This window comes from Desulfobacula toluolica Tol2 (assembly GCF_000307105.1).
Lineage (GTDB): Bacteria > Desulfobacterota > Desulfobacteria > Desulfobacterales > Desulfobacteraceae > Desulfobacula > Desulfobacula toluolica.
This window is the reverse complement of record NC_018645.1, coordinates 4,737,687-4,759,016: the sequence shown is the minus strand read 5'-3', so window position 1 is coordinate 4,759,016 and position 21,330 is coordinate 4,737,687. Positions and strand designations below refer to the sequence as shown.

The following is a 21,330-nucleotide window of genomic DNA, read 5'->3' as shown; positions in this document are numbered from 1 at the left end:
TGATAATTAATTTGTCCATCATCTGTGCCTCAATGTTATTCAATGATTGAGTTGTCACAACAAAGATTGATCAAAAAGTAATAAAGGATTCAATTCAGACCCCTGAATCCGTTATTGCCATCAATTTTACAGCCAGGTCTTCCGTGCCTGAAGCGGATATGCTTTGGTGTAATGATCGCAAGACTTCACGAATGACAGCAGTCTTGGGTCGGGGAGAAAGCATTTGGATTTCAATGGTTTTTATATCCATCACAATTTCTTCCAGTTTTTCATAGGGCGGGCTGGTTTGAACCAAACTTGCCTTTATATCTTGAAGTATCTTTTCCACGGCTTTTTGCCCTTTATTTTCCAGAACCGTGCTTTTGCCTAAAACCAGGGAGTCATCATTGCAGATCACCGGATCGGGCTGTACATCCAACTCTTCCAATCCCTGAACAGTGATGCCGATACCTCCGGAAAGTGTCTTGAGTTCTGCAAAACCCCGGATAAAAAGGTCTTCCGCCATTGCCCCGGCATCTGTTTTTTCCAGGCCCAGTGTTGCCCCCACATCATACATGGATACCTGTGCTTTTGGATCACCCTGGGTCACGGTATACAGTTCAAATAAATAGGCTCTTGCTTCGGGGTTGTCAAAATTCATTGTGTTATTCCTTATGGTTGATGGGATTGCAATACCTGCATACTATACCATGGAAGGGTGGTCAAAGAAACCGCAAAAAAGCAGACAACCGTATTGACAACCTTTGAGTCAGGCGGTAATGTAAATAATCTTACACATTCATATGGCAATTCGTAAAATACAGCTGCCTTTTTATTCTGATTCCGGTTGATTTTCTTTGTCTGATTTTTCTTTGTTTTTTGTTTGGGAAAACCGGTTTGGTAAAATTTGGAAATATTGTTTGCCGCTAAACCACATAACACCCAATATTAAAGCATTGGATTAAACTTAATAGGAGAAAAAAGTATGAAAAAAACACTGTTTATTTTATCATTGGTTATTATTGCCACTTTGGGGTTCACGGCCTGCATGCAAAAGAATATGACAATGCAGCAGGATGTCCCGCCGTTTGGCTCTGAATACGATGTTGCCTATTCAAACGCATTATGGAAAGTGCTTGAAAAAGAAAAACTTGTGGGCCCGGATCAGATACGCGCGCTTCCCTACGAAGGCATGGAACCTCACGGGGTGATTCTCGAACAATTGTCAACAAATGTTACGGTTAACGGGCATACCGGGATCGTTTATGTAAAAGCCAATTACATGGGCGATGGAATGACACGCTCAAAGGTCGTCAATGATCCGGATCAATATCTTGTCGCTGTCACGGTTATGTTTAAAAGGGAGAAGGGGTATGACCCGGATAACCAGGACTGGTTCTGGGTTAAATATAAATCCGATGGCAGCCTTTTTGCCAATCCCAAGGGAGTTATGCTTGCCGGACGTGTTGCCAAAGGCATGAATACCGGATGTATCGCATGCCATACGGGTGCGGATGGCGGCGATTACCTGTTTAACAATACAGCATCACATCTTGATTAGACACCTTTTCATCTGTCCGGGCTGATTGAATATTTTTTCGCCGGACGGGTTTTAACCATATTTTATTTGTTTTTTCAAGAATGTGAAGTTTTAAAAAATCGATTTCAGCGGATCTGGTCCCGGGCAGGACTTTTGCTCCTGAGATTTTCAAGCTGATACCTGGGGGGGTATGAAGTTTTAAGAAAAGCGTTTTTCCTGCAAGTCTGCCCGGGATTTTTTTCATCCAGCTAATATCAATTGAGAACTCTTCACCGGTTTTTTCAATCCTTGACAGGATGTGGTGAAGATGTTGGTTAAAGCAGTATTGTGTATCTCTGGCAAGTAATATGCCTTTTTCTTTGCTGTTTGTTTTGATGTATTGTATCCAGTTTTTTATCACCCCCGGATTTTTTCCAGGATCGGAATGGAGAATGTTTGCCCAGTGAAGCGCCATGACAGGCCGGTCAAATTTGAAATAAGGGGTGGCGTTGACGGTATTCCATGCAATCTGCGATTCTCCTCGTTCCACAAGAAGAACATTGTTTTCCCAGGTTATCTTGTTGTGCCTGGGTTTTGAATGGATTTTTGCCCGGTTAAAGACAAGGGTCACATACTGAATGCCAAATTCATTCAAAATTTTCTGGAATCCGTTCTCCTGGTTGCCGAAACTGTGCTTCAGGGCCGGGGGGATAAATGTCCTGGGAGTGAAATCAAAGTGATACTGGTCCATAAGCCTGAAAAAACAGGTCAGGTGTTGTCTGATTTCATCTTTGTCCCGCATTGTGCATGATGCATTGTGAAATTCGGATCTTTCCATTCCGCCTTTTGTCCAGAACTCATGGCCCACGCCATGGAGCCCGAATTCGATTTTTTGGTTTTCTTTGTTTATGATCCAGGCTGCTTTTTCCTTTAGATCCCTGTTTTTTTCAGACACTCTCCATTTGTCTGCCATCCATGTGGCGGATGGCAACTGGCGCAGCAGGTTGGTTTTATCCCATTCGCACAAAACAAAACCTGACAGTATCCTCATGTCAAGGCCTTTCCCCAGTGCTGCAAGGGCGGTATAATCTTCAGGGACATGATCCCTTTGCATGCCGGTTCTATAGGGCTGGTTAAAGGCGGAGCCGTCTTTGCCGGACCACCATCCCACATCTTCAATGCTGATGATCAGGGGCATGGGAATTTGTATAACAATTTCTTTGGTCATGGTTCAGCCTCTCAAAAGGAAAAGCATTATCATAAATTCGATATAACTGCCAAGGATAGAACTGGTGGTTCATACGGGGTTGCCCACAATAAATATTGCTATGTGAATTTTTGAAGACTTTAATATGATAAACACAGGTTCGGTATTTTTTTACCGAACTATTGATTGAAAAAATGATTTATTTGTCACCTAATTTTAAGTGGTCTTCCAAATATTCTATACACCGTTTGCCCGGCTCATAATCTGGATTTATTTTTAGAGCCATCCTGATATATTTATGCGATAGCTGGAGCGCTCCTTTTTTCAAAAATATGGTTCCAAGATAATAGAGAAAGAGATGGTTTTGGGGAAGTTCATTGATACAGTGCGTCAAAAGATTAAGACTCTTTTTATGAGCTTTTTTTTGCCACAATTTTACGCAGCAGATATAAAAAATCTGCGCGTTTTCATTGATGGGTTTCAAAAATTTTAAAATTTTATACGCTCTGTCCAAATAACCCGTCCCTAAGTAAAGGTTTGCTATTTCAATGAGATCGAGATATGTGGGGTTTGATTTTAAAATATGAGTTATTATTTTTAATGCTTTTTTCGGTTTTCCCTGTAAAAGATATTCCCTGACCAAATTGATTGAACGGGTCATATTAAGGGGATTCTGCTTTTTTGCCAGTTCAAAATTTTTCAGGGATTCTAAATTGTTACCCTGTTTAAAATGGATTTTGCCCAGCAGATCATAAATTTTGCTGTTTTTTTCTTTGGACAAGGCTTTATTCAGCAACCGCTTGGCCTGATTATATTTTTTTAAATGGTATAAACTTTCTCCGGCCAGAATAGATTCATTTGTGGACATATCTTCTAACTGAAGTCCTAAAGTCAAAACTTCCATGTAATTATTGTTTAGTTTATTATGGACCATCTCTTTAAAAATGCTTTTTTCAGGCATGCTGTTCAGATAATTTATTATACAGCTTATCATCTCATCTTCTTTAAATGGAATGGTCATAAATATGTCCGCATTTTCTTCTGTCGCATATATCCGTCGTAATTCTACAGAACATGATTTCGATAACAGCATAAAGGACAGCATGAAAAATTCGGGATCATTTTTCAATATTTTTAGTAGTTCTATGCCATTGATAATCGGCATATCCCAATCTGAAATAATAAAATCCACTTTTTTTTCATTGCTTTTAATAATCTTGAGTGCTTCATATCCATTGTTGGCAAAAAAATAGTTTTTAAAATTATTTTTTTTTAAAATCTCTCTTATTAAAGATTTAATAATTGGATGATAACTGATAATCAAAAAGCATGTATTTAAATGCTCTTTCTTATTCTTCTGCATGTATGAACCTTTCTCAAAAAAAATAAATTCATGTTAAACCGTCTTTTTTAAAGTCATACGATTTCTGGATTATAGTTAACAACAGTTTTTCAGTCACTGTCGAATATCTTCGTGTATGTTTAAATATAAGGTTGTTGAAATCAGTTATAGTTAATCGGAATAACACTCTTTAATTTTTTCGGACTCTCCTTTTTGTTTGCTCTTGAATCTTAAGTCCTATGAAATTAAAAAATATTTATGAAGAAATTGTATCATTACAGATTATCATTACAAGAAAGTCAAGCATATTTCAAAGGGAGATATTTTTTCTAACCAGAGGCCCCAAGAGGTTTGCCATGCCCAGCGGGAGTTTTTCCCAGGGCTTGATGGCAAGGGTTTCTCTCAGAGTACCCATGCACTTTTCCGGCCGATCCCAGTGATACCAGAACAGCTGATTTTCCTCCGGGTTCCATTGTTTTTTGAACAGATATGTTGAAACCCCTCTGGAAGAGCGTCCCATGTCAAATGTTTCCATGCAAAGATTGCATGCAAACCGTATCATCTGCCAGTAAAGAAACATATTGGAATTTAAATGCCGAAACTCCCTGACAGATGATGCCCAGGGATTGGAAATCTTTTTTTTAAATCGGAACATAAAGGACGCTGCCACAGGGGTTGACCTGTAAAATACAACACATATGAATGAATGATGGTAAAAATGGGTAAAGACAGCATTAAAAAATTTTTTTGAGTGGACAGGTGATCCAAGATCCCGCATGTTCCGGCTGAATACATGGTAAAAATGTGGCAGAAGTTCTTTTTTGCCTATTTTCCAGGTAAGACCGTTTTTCCGGCCTTTGCGGATCTGGCTTCGCAGTTTTGACTTGAATATGTCCATCATGACCTGCTGTGACCCTGAAATCGTAATATTCAGACCCACCTTGGCGCTATACACATTGGGAACCGCCCCGTTAATTTTCATGTTTGCAATATTCAATGGCATATCCTGCCTCAGGTCCATGCCTGAAATTCGTTTTTTCATGCAAAACGCCTTGCTCTGCCTGAAAAGAAAAGATTGTGTTTTCCTGTCTTGGGCAAGAATTCCTGCCGTATCAAAAAAGGGAATGGACACAAGCCTTAATCTGCCTGTAAGGGTTTTAAACCTGAAAAGGGGCAGAATACCGCATATTTCTTCGCTATTTCCGGGGCTTTCTTTAACTGCAGCAAGGTAAATGGGCTTGTGATGATAGATTTCACTTATGACCCGGCTCCAGTCAAAAAGATGGCAGTATCCTGATTTTTTGTGACCTATGACATACCGGTCCCAGTCACTTGGTGTTTCAATCTCTTTTATTTTAAGGTTGTCAGTTTTCAGATTGTTGAATTTTTTCATGGACCAGCCCGCAGTATTGATATCAAAAATCGACCATTATCATGGCATTAAACCTGGGAAAATTCAAAGAGAAAACATTTGTAAGGTTTTCAATTTTTTTCGTTTGTGGCGGTTATGTTAAATCTGGTATACCTGAAAAAAGAAAAATATAAAAAATAACAATTTGATAAACCATAATTTCTGAATCGGTACAAACAGCATGAATGAAAACAAAAAAATTTATAAAGCCCTGCAAAAGCACCTGGACAGCCAGGCTGTTGGATTTCCTGCGACAGATTCTGGTGTGGAAATCAGGATATTAAAACATATTTTTTCACCTCTGGAAGCAAAAATTGCCACCTGTTTGGATTTTAAACCGGAACCCATTGAAACTGTTTATAAAAGAGCAAAAAATCTGGTTGGATCTAAACAAGAGCTGGCAGGCATATTGGCGGCCATTGAAAAAAAAGGCGGGCTTGAAATCAGGGTAAAAGAAGATGCAAGATTGTATTGCAATATCCCTCTTGTTGTGGGCATGTATGAATTTCAGCTTGGCAGGCTCTCTCCCGAATTTATTAAAGATTTTGATGCCTATACCTCAAATCCAAAATTTGGAACGGCATTTTTAAGCACAAAACTGCCCCAGATGCGAACCATACCCATAGCCAAAAGTATTTCCATTAAAAATAATGTCAGTACCTTTGATGAAGTCATGGCTTTGTTAAAAGAATCCAGTGATAATTTTGCCGTGTGTGAGTGCATCTGCCGCAGTAAAAAACAATTGCAGGGAAAATCCTGCAAGGTGACGAATAGAACGCAAACCTGTCTTGCTGTCGGAGATATGGCTTTGACAGCGATTCGCAACGGCATGGGAAGGCAGATTGGTCTGGATGAAGCCGTATCAATTCTTGAAAAAAATCAGCAAGAGGGTTTGATCCTGCAGCCTTCGAACACACAAAAGGCCGAGTTTATCTGCTCTTGCTGCGGATGCTGCTGCGGCATGCTCCGGATTCATAAAAGCATTCCCAAACCCCTGGATTTCTGGGCTTCAAATTTTTATGCCGTCGTTGATACCAACTCATGCAACGGCTGTGGAATTTGTGAAAAAAAATGCCAGGTGGGCGCGGTCAAGTTGTCTGAAAAAACCCGGCAGGCAGGCATTGACCTCAACCGTTGTGTAGGGTGCGGAATTTGTGTGGCGGCCTGCCCGCAAAATGCTGTAACCTTGAAGAAAAAAGCACAGGAAACAAAACCCCCGGTAACACGAGAAGATCTGTATGATATCATTATGGATAAAAAGAAAGGAAAACTCGGGCAATTGAAAATAACCGGCAAATTATTACTGGACGCTGTAACAACAGGGCAAACTCATTTGCTCAGATAAAAAAACTAAAACGACAGATTATGGAGTTTTTAAAGTAACACAAAGGGCATTAGCAAAAGATAATATTTATGAAATTTCTTCACACCTCAGACTGGCATATCGGCCGGTCATTGTATGGCCGGAAGCGCTATGATGAATTTTTTGAATTTCTCGACTGGCTGGCCAGGTTCATAGAAATACACAATATTGATGCATTGCTGGTTGCAGGAGATGTCTTTGATACCAGCACTCCCAGCAACCGTTCCCAGGAGCTTTATTACCGGTTTTTATGCAGGGTTGCCGCATCCTGCTGCCGTCATGTTGTGATCATTTCAGGCAACCATGATTCCCCTTCTTTTTTAAACGCCCCCAAAGAGTTGTTGAGGGCCTTTAATGTTCATGTTGTCAGTTCAACCACAGGCAACCCGGAGGATGAGGTTATTATCCTTGCCGGGTCTTCGGGTGTGCCGGAAGCCATCGTGTGTGCAGTTCCATATCTGCGGGACCGTGATATCAGGGTTGTCAGGGCCGGGGAAAGCATGGATGATAAGAATCAAAGCCTGATTATGGGAGTGCGGCAGCATTATGCAGATGTCGGTATGGTTGCACAAGAAAAAATCAAAAACTGCGGTAATATTCCCGTGATCGGCATGGGCCACCTGTTTGCGGCCGGTGGTAAAACCATTGACGGTGACGGCGTAAGAGAGCTTTATGTCGGCTCCCTGGCCCATGTGGGCAAGGATGTGTTCCCGGCCTGCGTGGACTATATGGCACTGGGGCATCTGCATGTTCCCCAGAAGGTTGGAAAAGAAGATCATATCCGGTACTCAGGGTCGCCCATCCCCATGGGGTATGGAGAGGCACGCCAGGAAAAGATGGTGGTTTCAGTGGAGTTTGACGGCAGAACACCCAATATCAAAGAACATTGTGTTCCCTGTTTCCAGGCTTTGGAAAAAATATCCGGGGATGTGGAAACCATTATCCAACGCATTGATGAACAAAAATCCAAGGGCAGTCGTGCCTGGCTGGAGATTGAATACACCGGCAGGCAGATCGTCGGGAATTTAAGGCAGCTGGTTGAAGAAGCGGTTGCAGATACCGGGATGGAAATTAGCCGCATCAAAAACAAGCGTATGATTGAACAGATCATAAACCGGACAGGTGAGCAGGAAACTTTGGAAACTCTTGATGCAAATGATGTTTTTATCCGTCTGCTGGATACATTTGATGTGGAAGAAAAAGAACGTTTGCCACTGGTTCAGGCGTACAATGAAATCGTTACAACTCTCCATGAACAAGATAAAAATGCCCAATAGAAAAGCTGATCATGAAAATTCTTGAGCTTAGATTTAAAAATCTCAATTCCCTTTACGGAGAGTGGGTCATTGATTTTGCAAGCGCGGAATATGCCTTGGACAAGATATTTGCCATTACAGGGCCCACAGGTGCCGGCAAGTCAACCATTCTGGATGCGATATGCCTTGCCCTTTACAGCAGGACGCCAAGATTAAAAGGCATCAATAAAAGCAATAACGAAATCATGTCCCGTCAGACCGGAGAATGCTTTGCCGAAGTGACTTTTGAAACCATAACCGGGCAATTCAAGTGCCATTGGAGCCAGCGCAAAGCTTATCAAAAAGCGGACGGCAACCTTCTGGACTCAAAGCATGAGGTGTCGGATGCGATCAGCGGCAGGATACTGGAATCAAAAAAACGTGATGTTGCCGCCAGGATTGAAACAATAACCGGCATGGATTTTGAGCAGTTTACCCGTTCCATGCTGCTGGCTCAAGGAGGGTTTGCCGCATTTCTTGCGGCAGGGCCGGATCAACGGGGCCCCATCCTGGAACAGATTACCGGAACAGGAGTTTACAGTGATATTTCAAAACAGGTTCATGAGCGCAATTCTGCTGAACACAATAAACTCAGGGTATTGATGGCAAAAACTGAAGGGATCTCCCTTTTAAGCGATGAAGACGAATCATGCCTTCATCAGGAACTGTCCAGAAATCAGGCTGCTGAAAAAACGCTTGGTTTAAAAAACGATCAATTGGGCAAAACAATTCTCTGGCTTTTGGAAATTGATAAATTAAAAAACGAACTGACGGGAATCAACGAAGAATCAGAGAATTTGTCCGGGGAAATTAAAGCATTTGGCAATGATAAAAAAAGATTGGAAATGGCCAGGAAAGCCGCGAGTCTGGACAGTGAATATGCCACATTGTTATCCAAACGGCAGCAACAGCAGGATGATTTTAAAATTCTGACAGATGCCAAAACCCGGATTCCTGATATTGAAAAAATACTGGGGTTAAAGCAAACAGATCTCAAAGCGGCTGAGACTGCGGTAACCAAAGTCAAGGAAGAACAAAAGGAAGGGCTGTTACTGATTAAAAAGGTCAGGGCCGTGGATCTTTTATTGTCGGAGAAGCAGTCTGTCGTAAACACAGTTGAATCAGACTGCCGCAAGATTAAACAGCAGGTTTCAGAAAAACAGGACCAGCAGCAATCAGCAAGAGCAGATCAGGCATTGGCCGTTAAAGACCTTTCCTTGATAAACACCTATCTGTCTGCCAATGTCCGTGATGCGGAACTTGTCACCCACTTGACCGGCCTGATTGAGCAGGTTAAAAATCTGAAAACTTTCATGGCAGCCATTACCGTCATCACCGAACAGGTTTTAAAAGGAAAAAAACAGCTTAAAACAGATATGGCCCGGCATGAAAAGCAGGCAGCAGCCTGCCGTAACCTTAAAAAAAAACATGAAGATGCTGTAAAACAGGTGGCAAATACGCAACATAAAATCAAAACTCTTCTGGATGGTCGCCTGCTGAGGGAATACCGGGCTGAACATGACGGGTTTTTGCGTGAAATGGCATATTTGAGGACGATCAAAAACTTTGAAGATGAACGGTCAAAATTGGAAGACGGCAAGGCGTGCCCATTGTGCGGCTCATGTGATCATCCTTTTGCAAAAGGCAATATCCCCAAAATTGATGAGATTGAAGAAAAAATAAACAACCTGTCCTGTTTGATCAAAAAGGCCGAACAATTGGAAAATAGCCTGAAGACACAAGAGTCCAAAGAAAAAACAGCAGGGATGAATTGGGCTGAAGAGGAAAAACAGCTGGTTTTAGATTTGCACAAAAAAGATGAGTCCCAAGCTTATATCCTGCTTCTTGAAAATGAGCTGCAGGCGGCATCAAAAAATTGTAATGAAGTAAGACAAAAGCTTGTCTTAAATCTTGCTCCCTTTGGCATAAGGAGCATCCCGGAAAAAGGCCCTGATGCCATATTGGTCTATCTTAAGGCCCGGCAAAAAAAGTGGCAGGATCATCAAAACCAAAAAATTGAAATCGAAAAGAAAAACAATGACCTGACAGCAAAGATAGCAACCCTTGATGCCTTGATGAAAACCCTTGAAGAGGACTTAAAGGAAAGGCAGGGTGTTCTTGCAGCCAGGAAAAAAGAGTGTGAAGCGCTGGGGCTTGAGCGCAGCCAATTATATGGCCAAAAAAATCCTGATACGGAAGAAACCCGGCTGGAAAACAGGGTTGCTGAAACCGAGAAATCGGTAAAAGCAGCAAGGCAGAACCGGGATAAAACAAAACAGCAGCTCAATGAATTGAACACTCGCATCACAGCCGTAAAAGAAAGCACAGCCGCCCGAAAGCCTGAGCTGGATCATCTTGAATTTTCTTTTATGGCCGGTTGTAAACAGGCTGGTTTTGATGATGAATCCATGTTTGTTTCCCACCGGCTCTCAGTTGAGGAAAAAAGCAGATTAAGTAAAAGGGCAGAGGAGCTGGATAAAAAAAAGACAGATCTTGCAGCCAGGAAAAAGGACCGGGAAACCCGGCTTTTCCGGGAGCAGACAATGAAAATAACGGATCTGCCCCTGGATTATCTGAAAAAAGAACAGTACCAAATCCGGGAATCCCTTAAAACGCTGGGGGAGCAGATCGGTGCCATAAAACAGAAATTGTCGGACAACACAAAGGCAAAAAACAGGCTGCAGCAAAAAATAATATTGATTGATGATCAGAAAACAGAGTGTGAAAGATGGCAGGCCCTGCATGCATTAATAGGGTCTGCAGACGGTAAAAAATACAGGAATTTTGCACAGGGCCTCACCTTTGAGGTCATGGTGTCCCATGCCAACCGGCAGCTTGAAAAAATGACGGACAGGTATCTGCTGATCAGGGATAAAAAACAGCCTCTGGAGTTGAACATTGTGGATAATTATCAGGCAGGTGAAATACGGTCCACAAAAAATCTTTCCGGCGGTGAAAGCTTTATTGTAAGCCTTTCGCTTGCCCTGGGACTGTCCAATATGGCCGGTCGCAATGTCCGTGTGGATTCCCTGTTTTTGGACGAGGGGTTCGGCACCCTGGATGAGGATGCCCTGGAAACCTCGCTGGAAGCATTGTCCGGACTGCAGCAGGAAGGCAAGCTGATCGGCATCATCTCCCATGTTCCAGCCTTAAAAGAAAGAATCGGCACGCAGATAAATATCATTCCTGTCTCCGGGGGTAAAAGTACGATCACAGGCCCCGGATGCAAGGCATTGGCCGGTTAACTTTTCACTTGTATCCATGCAAGTTGTTGACAGGCTGTTACAGAGCTAAAAAAAATTTCGCAAAACTACCATATATACTATTGTTGTTATAATGGACAACTGCATGTTGTGATAAGATTTATAAATTGTTCATTCCGTAACAGCCTGTAGAAACAGATTTTTTTTAAAATTTATGATCGCACTCGTCTGAAAAAAGCATAAAACATATCGCCTGAAAGCCAAACCTTGAAGTGTTGCGTTTGATTGAATGCGTGAAATTTATACGCATTATTAGCGTGTTTTTATCGCGTTGCTTAAAATTTAAATTAAAATTATTTATATCTGGATATAATGCGTGGAATTTTAACGTAGTATGGTTGTGGTTTTATAGTGTTGTTTCGCTTGAAAAATGTGAATAGCTCATATTGTTTTGGAGAATAAAGACTCAGCTCTTTTCCATAATGGTATTGGAAAATAAAAATAAAGGTTGTTCCTATATATTGTTTGACAGGAAAAAATAACTGAAGATGAATATAGAAAACAATAAATATATCAGTGAATTTCATGCCAGGTCCGAGGTGTTTCGAAAATTGATGGCATACGAAATAAAGGAAATTCTGCTGATTGCCAGTCTTTATGATATGTACAATATGGAAGAAAGCGGAAGTCTTACGTCAAAAATAGTCAACGAATATAACGGCATGAACCTTTCTCATCCGCCTTCTGTGAGCGGTGTCTCTTCTGTAGAAGAAGCTCTGTCTCTTTTGCGTCAAAAAGAGTTTGACATGGTACTAATTGTGCCTCATCTGGAAGAGCTGGATCTGTTTTCCCTGGGAAAAAAAATAAAAGAAATCAAGAAAGATCTCCCGGTTATCATCATATCTCCAAGCATCAGGGAAATATACGCTTTGCCTGAAAATGTTTTAGGGGAATGCATTGACAATATTTATATCTGGTCCGGGAATTCCGATCTTTTTATTGCTTTGATAAAAAATGCAGAGGACCACCTTAATGTTGACCAGGATACAAAGCTTGGTAACACACGAGTATTGATTCTGGTGGAAGATTCTCCTGACTATTATTCGTTTTTTTTGCCGATTATCTATAAGGAAATTGTAACACAGACCCAGGCCTTATTGAAAATAAGCCTTAATGATAATTTAAAACTGCTTACAATGCGTGCAAGGCCTAAGGTGCTTCTGGCCAGAAATTATGAAGAGGCAATTGAGCTTTATGAAAAATACCGATCCTTTCTTCTCTGTGTGATATCTGATACCCGTTTCCCAAGAAACGGTGAAACAGACCCTGAAGCAGGGATTGCCCTGCTGTCTAAAATCAAAAATGAAAACAGGAATGTACCGCTTCTTCTGATAAGTTCGGAGTCGGAAAACCGTGAAAAATCCGATACAATTCCAGCAGTATTTATAGATAAAAACTCTTCAACACTTTCCCGGGATATGCATGAATTTTTTCAGACCCATCTTGGTTTTGGTGATTTTGTTTTTTGTTTGCCTGATAAACAAGAGATTGATCGTGCAGAAAATCTTCTGCAGCTTGGTGCAAAGCTGCCAAAAATTCCCAAAGAGTCCATTGCATACCACGCAGACCGGGATCATTTCTCCAACTGGCTCATGGCCAGGTTTGAAATTGATCTTGCCTTAAAATTCAGGGCAGTTAAAAGTTCCGACTTTAATTGTGCTGATGAACTGCGGCAGTTTATTCTTTCCAATATCAACGAATTGAGAAAAAAACGGCAAAAAGGTATTGTCTCAAAATTTAATAGAGATCATTTTGATCCGAATATCAGGGAATTTGTTAAAATCGGTCAAGGGTCTCTGGGAGGAAAGGGCCGTGGTCTGGCCTTTGTATTCGGTCTTCTCAGCAAGCATGAAGAGCTTCAAAATAACAACTCAAGCATAAATATTAAAATTCCCAGAACAATGGTGATATGCACGGATATTTTTGATGATTTTGTGGCTATGAATAACCTGCAAGGTTTTTCAAAATTGGGTTTTACAGATGATGAAGTTAAAGAGGGTTTTTTAAATGCACAATTGCCGGAGTGGCTGATAAAAGATCTGGAAGCCTATCTTGCCCAGGTGGACTATCCTTTGGCTGTCAGGTCTTCCAATCATTTGGAAGACGCTTCTTTTTCGCCTTCAGCCGGTCTGTATAAAACCTATAAGCTTCCCAACAACCATGCCAGCCTGTCAGTCAGGCTTGATCACATGATCGCAGCCATTAAGCTGGTCTATGCATCTGTCTATTCTGAAGATGCAAAGCTTTTTTCTTTAAACGGTTCTAATCAGCCGTTTACAACTTCCATGGCGGTTATTGTTCAGGAGATTGCGGGCGATCATTACGGAGACTATTTTTATCCTGCCATTTCAGGCGTTGCCCAGTCTTATAATTTTTATCCTTTTTCCCGCATAAAACCGGAAGACGGGGTTGCTCATTTTGCATTAGGACTTGGCAAAACCGTTGTAGAGGGTGGGAAAAGCTTACGGTTCTCACCCAAATATCCTAACATAATACCCGAATTTTCAAGTGTTGAAAATATTTTACAGAATACACAAAACTCTTTTTATGCGCTGAAAATAAATAATAATTTGAATGCTCATCAGCATCTGAATCTGGAAAAAAGAACCGTGAATGATGCAAATAACGAATTTCCAGTGCAGACACTTGCCAGCACCTATGTTCTTGGCGAGAATCGTATTCGCGATACTTGGGACATGCCAGGCCCCAAGGTGCTGACATTTGCCAGGATTCTTAAATATAATATGCCGCCGATTTCCGGGTTGTTGACAGAGTTGCTGGCATTTGGGAGTAAAAGTTTCGGAACTCCTGTAGAGATTGAATTCTCGGTGAATTTATATCCTGATCAGGATCGTAAAACCGATTTCTTTTTTCTGCAAATACGGCCCATGGCCATTGAAGAAAATCAGTTTAAAATAGATATTACCCAACAGGAAATCGATCATGGGTTCTGCTTTTCATCCCATGCTCTTGGAAATGGCATCAATGATAAGATGACAGATATCGTTTATGTAAAACCCCGTGATTTCAAACCGGAAGCCACCGTACAAATAGCTGAAGAGATCAACAGATTAAATTCTCAATTGATTCAGCAAAAACGTTCTTATCTTCTGGTGGGTCCGGGCAGATGGGGATCTTCGGACAGGTATCTGGGAATACCTGTGAAGTGGCGCAACATTTCCGGTGCAGGTGCCATTATTGAGCTTAGAAATGAAAGTATTAATGCTGATCCTTCCCAGGGGTCTCATTTTTTTCACAATATTACACCTTTGGGTGTGCATTATATCACGGTCGATGAGATTCGTAAGGAATCTTCAACCATATCAAACGATTATTTTGACTGGGAATGGATAGAATCTCTTTCTGCAGCGTCAGAAACGACATTTTTGCGGCATATTCAATTAGAAAAGCCGCTGATGATGAAAATTAACGGAAGAAATTCTCAATGCGTCATGACCATGAAAAAATAAAGTCAATAATAAAAGTCAATAACACTGGAACACATTTTTTAAATTTGTGGTCTGAATTCATTGCTTTACACAAAAATACAAAAAAAAATGTGTAAAGTGATATTATTAAATTTAAAGGAGGAACTTTTTTGTCGGACATACTAAAAAAAATAAACCAAAAGGACCCTGAACAAAAAGAATTTCATCAGGCTGTAAAAGAGGTTGTTGAAACCATAAAACCTGTTTTAGACCGGAATCCAGAATATGGTCAGGACCGCATTCTGGAAAGAATTACAGAACCTGAACGTACCATAATCTTTCGGGTGCCATGGGTGGATGATGCAGGACAAGTGCATGTAAACCGTGGATTCAGGGTTGAGATGAACAGTGCCTTGGGGCCTTACAAGGGTGGGCTGCGCTTTCATCCGTCAGTTAATTTGAGCATATTAAAATTCCTGGGCTTTGAGCAGGTGTTTAAAAACGCTTTGACAACTCTGCCAATCGGAGGCGGCAAAGGCGGTTCCGACTTTGATCCCAAAGGAAAATCAGATAATGAAGTTATGCGATTCTGCCAGAGCTTTATGTCGGAGCTTTACCGTCATATCGGCCCGAATACCGATATACCTGCCGGGGATATTGGTGTTGGTGCAAGAGAAATCGGATATATGTTTGGCATGTACAAGAAGTTGAGCAATGAATTTACCGGTGTATTAACAGGTAAAGGACTTAACTGGGGAGGAAGCCTGATCCGTCCTGAAGCAACAGGTTACGGTTGCGTCTATTTTGCGTCTGAAATGCTGGCGACACAAAATGACAGCCTGGAAGGAAAAACCTGCCTTGTTTCCGGTTCTGGAAATGTGGCGCAGTATTCGATTGAAAAAATTCTGCACCTGGGAGGTAAAGCTGTCACACTTTCGGATTCTTCCGGTTATATCTATGATGAAGCCGGCATTGATGCGGATAAGCTGGCATTTGTCATGGATCTGAAGAATTTTAAACGCGGAAGAATCAAGGAATATACTGAAAAATATCCTGAAGCTGTTTACACAGCTGTTGATGAATCCCTGGGATATAACCCTTTATGGAATCATCGCGCGGATTGTGCATTTCCCAGTGCAACACAAAATGAAATAAATGAAAAAGATGCTGCCAATCTCATCGAAAACGGCGTCAAGCTGGTTGCAGAAGGTGCCAATATGCCGTCGACAGCGGAAGCCGTAGACCTTTTCATTGATCACAAGCTTTTATTTGCACCGGGAAAAGCTTCCAATGCAGGCGGAGTAGCAGTATCTGGTTTGGAAATGTCTCAAAACAGCATGCGCTTAAACTGGCCCAGCGAAGAAGTGGATAGCCGCCTGAAAGGGATAATGAAAAGTATTCATAAATCATGTGTTGACGCTTCTGATAAATATGGAATACCCGGCAATTATGTGGCCGGAGCCAATATCGCCGGATTTGTGAAAGTTGTGAGTGCAATGCAGGATCAAGGAATAGTATAATTTTTCGATGATTTAATGTAAAATAGTTTTTTAGTGACTTTTTTATATTTAAAGTCTTGAAAAATTAAAACAGTGATTTTCATGTTTTGCTGCAGGCAAGCCAAGGTGACCTGATTGTATGATAAAATGGCCAGGTCTGCCCGTGGCAGTTAGTTAATGAATTGATGCTCTTTGAACGAGTTTTGTTCAAAGAGCATCATAACCCCTATTATGGAAAAATGAAAAAAACCGACGAACAATTTTTAGATGAACAACTTTTAGATCAAGTTTCTGCATTACGCATTAGAAATGCAGAACTTGAAGCGTTACAGATCCGGCACAATCAGATGGAAAAAAAGCTTACACAGCAGACCCATGATCTCAAAGAACGGATAAAAGAGATAAATTGTCTTTACAACATATCAAAGATTGTTGAAAAAGCAGATATCTCATTGAATGAAATATACCAGGCTGTTATCGAGGTGATACCTTGTTCATGGCAATATCCGGAAATAACCTGCGCACAGTTAATCATAAACGGAAAACAATTCGTTACTGAAAATTATATGGAAGTTCCATGGAAACAATCCGCAGATATTATCCTGTATGGTGAGACTGTCGGTGTTTTGAGCGTATGCTACCGGGAGCAAAAGCCTGAACTCTATGAGGGACCGTTCCTTAAGGAAGAAAGATCACTGATCAATGCTATTGCAGAAAGATTAGGACGCACCAGTGAGCAAAAACAGGCAGAAAAGGCACTTTATGAAAGTGAAAAAAAGCTGAAGAAACAGAACCAATTATTAAAAGATAAAAATATTGCTCTTCGTGAGGTCATGAATCAGATGATTTCTGAAAAAAAGAACCTGGAAGAAAGAGTTTTGGATAATATTGATGAATTATTGTTGCCATTATTAAAAAAATTACAAAACAAAGGTTCTGATATTGAAGACGAATATTTTAAGGTGTTTGAAGACAATTTAAAACAACTGACATCTTCTTTTGGCAGCAGTATTTCAAGAAAAATACCCAGGCTAACACCACGGGAAAATGAAATTTGCAATATGATCAGAAGCGGACTCAGCTCCAAGGAAGTCGCTAAACTGCTGAATATTTCCTATAGAAGTGTAGAAACCTATAGAAATTATATTCGCAAAAAACTTGGGATAACTAATCAGAAAATCAATCTTTCAACCTATCTTGCAACACTTTGAATTGTTTTGATGCCCGGATAGTAATGCGTAAAACTATTAACGCAAGGTGACTGGATTGTATGATAAAATAACCATACAAAATGCAGATTGCATTGGAAAATGACAGTGAGGTAGAGGCAATGTGTGTAATGGCAAACCAGGTTCAAGACATTATTAAAATTTCCGAAGCAATGACTTATGAAAAATATATTGATGACGTTCTCAATTTGATTGTAACAGTCACCGCAACTATTACCCAAATAACAACGTGTTCTTTATGGTTGATTGACAAGCGTGAAAACCCGTTGACAATTCGTCTGAAAACATCCAGGGGTATTGATACAGATCTTTTTTACCATAAGTCTCTGGCATTGAACCAGGGGGTGGTGGGCATGGTGGCAACTTACAAAAAACCTTTGATCATTGCCGATGTACTAAAGGACAGGCAATTCAAAGAAAAAGATATGGCCCGCAGATCAGGTATTGTTTCCATGTTAGGCGTTCCGATTGTATACAAAAATGATAAATTGTTAGGCGTACTGAACTGTTTTACAACCAAACCCCATGAGTTTTCTAAAACAGAGGTAAACCTGATGAGTAATTTGGCTGATCAGGCAGCCATTTCAATTTTTAACACAGAACTTATGGTGAGAGCAGAGCTTGCAAAGGAAGAACTGAATACCCACGACCTGTTAATGCGTGCAAATAACGTGCTTATGCAACAACGTAAAATTGCTGCAGATGAAGCCTCTGACTGGATTCAACAATGCAGCGATGCATCATGCATGTCCCTTCGACATGTTGCAGAAGCAATCCTTTTAACATGCCCCTTGCCACATAATACGTCTTATTTTTCCTGATTGATTAGGAAAAAGGCAGGCATTGCAATACTTTGACAAATAAATTTAAATCAGGGCTTTTGTCAATGAGGTCTGATTGAATGTCAAACCAGAGCCATCGCCATTAATTTGTTTATTCCGTTTATATAATCTATATTCCGGCAGGGTTTAGACAGATGGTCGATATGGGCATCGTTTTGTTTCAATTCTTTTATAGACTCTAAAAATTCTATGTTTCCAGAAAGAAAGAGTATGGGAATGTTTTGATTTTTTTTGCGGATATGTCGATACACACCCAAACCGTTTATTTCTCCGGGAAGGATATAATCCAGACTTACAAAATCATAGGTATTTCTTTCGAAAAGATCAATGGCAACCTGTCCGTTTGGCGCAATGTCAACTTTATTATTGAATGGCTCTTTGCTCAGTAATTTATATTGAACATCAGATATGCCCGGTTCATCCTCAACAAGAAGGATATATTTGCTGAAATACGATTTTGAGATTAAAATTTCTTTTTTTTCTTCTGTTGTTAATTCTTTATTGATAATGGGCAGGCTGATCGTAAATTTTGTACTCAAACCCACTTCAGATTCAACCCGGATCGTTCCTTTGTGTTGCTCAATATATTTTTTTACATTGCTCATTCCATATCCGGTCCCTTTGATTATTTTTTTATAGGAACTGGTTTTATCCTGTTTGCCTTTTAGCGTAAATGATTGCTCGTAGATGTTTTTGATGTGTTCCTCAGGTATGCCGCAACCATTGTCTTCTATTTCAATGCAGATGGTATCTGCAAGGCAGTAAGTCCGAATCATAATTTCCGGGTGTCCTGAGTTGCTGAGGGCATGTATGGAATTTTGAATCATATTGATCAGGGTGTGTTCTATCATTCCAGGATCAGCAAGCAAGTCGGGAATACCTTGTTCATATTCCTTGATTAACTTAATCTGCTCAAGATCCTTTTTCAAAAGTTTTAGAACCAGATCAATTTTTTCACTGATGTTAAAAAATTCATATTTGGGTTCCTGATCTTTGGCAAAAGCAACCAGATTTTTGGTCAGGTTTTTGCCTCGGATGGTCTGATCAAATATCAATTCAAGAATTTTTGTAATTTCCGGGTCATTGCAATATAAAAGTGAAAGTTCGGTATTCCCCATGATGATACCAAGAATATTGTTGAAATCATGGGCCATTTTTCCGGCAATCTGCCCGACAATGGCTTGTTTTTCCTGGTTTGCAGCATACTGCTCAGCTTTAAGTTTCTCATTTTCCGCCTGTTTTTGAGCCGTAATATCATGAATGACTCCAAATATCTGTTTGGGGGAGCCGTCCGGTTCTCGCAAATAAATCATTTCAATACAATCAAGCCAATGCCAGGAACCGTTTTTGTGTTTCATCCTGACTTGATGAAAAATTGAATCATTATCTGCTGTTTTAAAATATCTGGGATAGGTATGATTCACATAAAATTTAAAATCATCCGGATGCATTAACTGCGGAATCAGTGTATTGCCCATTTCCTGGATTTCTTTTGATGAAAAGCCCAATATTTTCCGGATACCATTATTGCTGTAAACATTTTTTTTATCAATAATATCGTAGATGTATAAAATATCTGGGGAAAGATTAACAATGGATTCAATAAATTGTTTTTTTTCTCTGAGATTTTCTTCACTTGCCTGTAAAGACAGAACCATTTCACTTAATACCTGTCCAAGATAAGCGATTTCATCATTACCGGATGTTACATCTGCAATACTCGAAGGATTAAATGGTGTTGTAGAAGTTACCTTTGCCGCAGTCTCAGTCAGTCGACGAACAGGAAAAGTTATAGTATTTGCCAGCAATATGGAGATCATAACCGTGATTATTGTGACCAGTCCTATACTGATATATGCCAATGTTTTAATCCGGTTTAACGAAGCCAGAAACTCGCTTTCCGGAAGGTCAACAACCACTGTCCAGGTTTGCTTTTTCAAACGTGAATATCCCGCTATATGATATTTATAATCAAGTGGTGAATAGTAGCGGAATGTATCGGATTCTCGTATCGATAATACTTTGTAGGCAAGCTGGTCCATGCCCAGGCTTTCAGGAATTAAAGGTGTTTTTGTGTTGGGTATTGTGCCAAATCTAAGGGTAGAAGATATGGTGGAGACGGATTCGGGGCTGATTTTTCCAAGACTGTGATATAAAAGATCCCGGTTGGGGTGGGCAATGATCACTCCGTCTTGATCAATTAAATAAGCAAATTTCTTTTTGCCCACATGAATATCATCAATGATTTTCCAAATAGTATCAGCTTTAAGCCATGCTATATTGATGCCCAGGATTTTTCCTTGTGATGATTTGACGGGGTGGCTCAAGAAGACTCCCGGCTGCCTGGTAGACCGTCCGACAAGAATATCGGAGATGTAGGGTTGCCCTGTTATGGAAATCTGGAAATAATCGCGAAAGGAACGGTTCTTGCCCACAAGAATATCAGTCAGCGAAGCCAGAACAATCCCGTTGGCATCAAAAAGGCCGGGTGCATTGTAATCCGGATGATTGTCAACAAAATTTTGGAGGACTTGGTAAGTTTTTTCTTTTAAGGGCAGGCTGTTCTTGCCTGATTCTGACATAAATTGTACAATTGTCGGATTGCCCGCCAGGTTTGCTGCATTGCGCTGATTTTCCACGAGCAATTGATCAATGAATCGGGCGGTATGGTAAGACAGGTCTTCCAATTCACTTTTGGCAAGCCGGGTAACCTCATTGCGGCTTTGGGTCAGATTATAATAGGCGACAGTAGACATTGGAACAATGGAAAGAAGTAAAAATGCAATTATCAGTTTTCTGCCGATTGAAATACGGACGATCTGTTTTTTTTTGCCGGGCATGATGTGTTCATTTTTTTTTCCCACGCTGTTTCCTGTGTGTTATTATTCCCTGCATTATCCGCTGATACGGCAGTTTTTATATCGGCAAATGTCAACTTGATACAAGATTAAAA

General features: G+C 40.6%; 13 protein-coding genes. 8 read left to right on the top strand and 5 right to left on the bottom strand.

From position 1 onward, the window contains the following. Positions 1–94 precede the first annotated feature (94 nt). The gene (locus TOL2_RS21505; RefSeq protein WP_014959385.1) at positions 95–640 is read right to left on the bottom strand and encodes a hypothetical protein; all 546 of its coding nucleotides are present in this window, start codon (positions 638–640) and stop codon (positions 95–97) included. 324 nt (positions 641–964) lie between these two features. Between TOL2_RS21505 and TOL2_RS21500 the strand changes: the two genes are divergently transcribed. Then, complete coding sequence (locus TOL2_RS21500) at positions 965–1,540, top strand: cytochrome P460 family protein (RefSeq protein ID WP_041279673.1); 576 nt, start codon at positions 965–967, stop codon at positions 1,538–1,540. Here the strand turns inward: TOL2_RS21500 and TOL2_RS21495 are convergent. The 3 genes from TOL2_RS21495 to TOL2_RS21485 all read right to left on the bottom strand — a co-directional run bounded on the left by TOL2_RS21495 (position 1,512) and on the right by TOL2_RS21485 (position 5,440). Next, positions 1,512–2,726, bottom strand: coding sequence for a hypothetical protein (locus TOL2_RS21495; protein WP_014959383.1), 1,215 nt, complete (start codon positions 2,724–2,726; stop codon positions 1,512–1,514). The genes TOL2_RS21500 and TOL2_RS21495 overlap by 29 nt on opposite strands. 178 nt (positions 2,727–2,904) lie before the next feature. Then, on the bottom strand, positions 2,905–4,068 hold the full coding sequence (locus TOL2_RS21490) for a response regulator (RefSeq protein WP_014959382.1): 1,164 nt from the start codon (positions 4,066–4,068) through the stop codon (positions 2,905–2,907). A gap of 289 nt (positions 4,069–4,357) precedes the next feature. Then, the gene (locus TOL2_RS21485) at positions 4,358–5,440 is read right to left on the bottom strand and encodes a GNAT family N-acetyltransferase (RefSeq protein ID WP_014959381.1); all 1,083 of its coding nucleotides are present in this window, start codon (positions 5,438–5,440) and stop codon (positions 4,358–4,360) included. A gap of 199 nt (positions 5,441–5,639) precedes the next feature. Between TOL2_RS21485 and TOL2_RS21480 the strand changes: the two genes are divergently transcribed. The 7 genes from TOL2_RS21480 (at position 5,640) to TOL2_RS21450 (ending at position 18,356) form a co-directional block, all read left to right on the top strand. Further along, complete coding sequence (locus TOL2_RS21480; protein WP_014959380.1) at positions 5,640–6,803, top strand: ATP-binding protein; 1,164 nt, start codon at positions 5,640–5,642, stop codon at positions 6,801–6,803. 68 nt (positions 6,804–6,871) lie between these two features. Further along, entirely contained in the window at positions 6,872–8,098 is a 1,227-nt protein-coding gene (locus TOL2_RS21475; RefSeq protein ID WP_014959379.1) for an exonuclease SbcCD subunit D C-terminal domain-containing protein, read from the top strand. 11 nt (positions 8,099–8,109) lie between these two features. Next, entirely contained in the window at positions 8,110–11,361 is a 3,252-nt protein-coding gene (locus TOL2_RS21470; RefSeq protein WP_014959378.1) for an SbcC/MukB-like Walker B domain-containing protein, read from the top strand. Between the two features lie 506 nt (positions 11,362–11,867). Continuing rightward, on the top strand, positions 11,868–14,849 hold the full coding sequence (locus TOL2_RS21465) for a PEP/pyruvate-binding domain-containing protein (protein WP_014959377.1): 2,982 nt from the start codon (positions 11,868–11,870) through the stop codon (positions 14,847–14,849). A gap of 128 nt (positions 14,850–14,977) precedes the next feature. Beyond that, positions 14,978–16,327 carry an NADP-specific glutamate dehydrogenase gene (gene gdhA / locus TOL2_RS21460; protein WP_014959376.1) on the top strand — a complete coding sequence of 450 codons (1,350 nt, stop codon included), beginning with the start codon at positions 14,978–14,980 and terminating at the stop codon, positions 16,325–16,327. 218 nt (positions 16,328–16,545) lie between these two features. Further along, positions 16,546–17,517, top strand: a complete 972-nt coding sequence (locus TOL2_RS21455) for a helix-turn-helix transcriptional regulator (protein ID WP_014959375.1) — start codon at positions 16,546–16,548, stop codon at positions 17,515–17,517. Positions 17,518–17,609: 92 nt separating this feature from the next. Then, positions 17,610–18,356 carry a GAF and ANTAR domain-containing protein gene (locus tag TOL2_RS21450; protein WP_232507989.1) on the top strand — a complete coding sequence of 249 codons (747 nt, stop codon included), beginning with the start codon at positions 17,610–17,612 and terminating at the stop codon, positions 18,354–18,356. An 83-nt stretch (positions 18,357–18,439) separates the two neighbouring features. Here TOL2_RS21450 and TOL2_RS21445 read toward each other — a convergent pair whose 3' ends face one another. After that, positions 18,440–21,241 (bottom strand): ATP-binding protein, encoded by a 2,802-nt coding sequence (locus tag TOL2_RS21445; RefSeq protein ID WP_014959373.1) that lies wholly within the window; start codon positions 21,239–21,241, stop codon positions 18,440–18,442. Between the last annotated feature and the right edge of the window lie 89 nt (positions 21,242–21,330).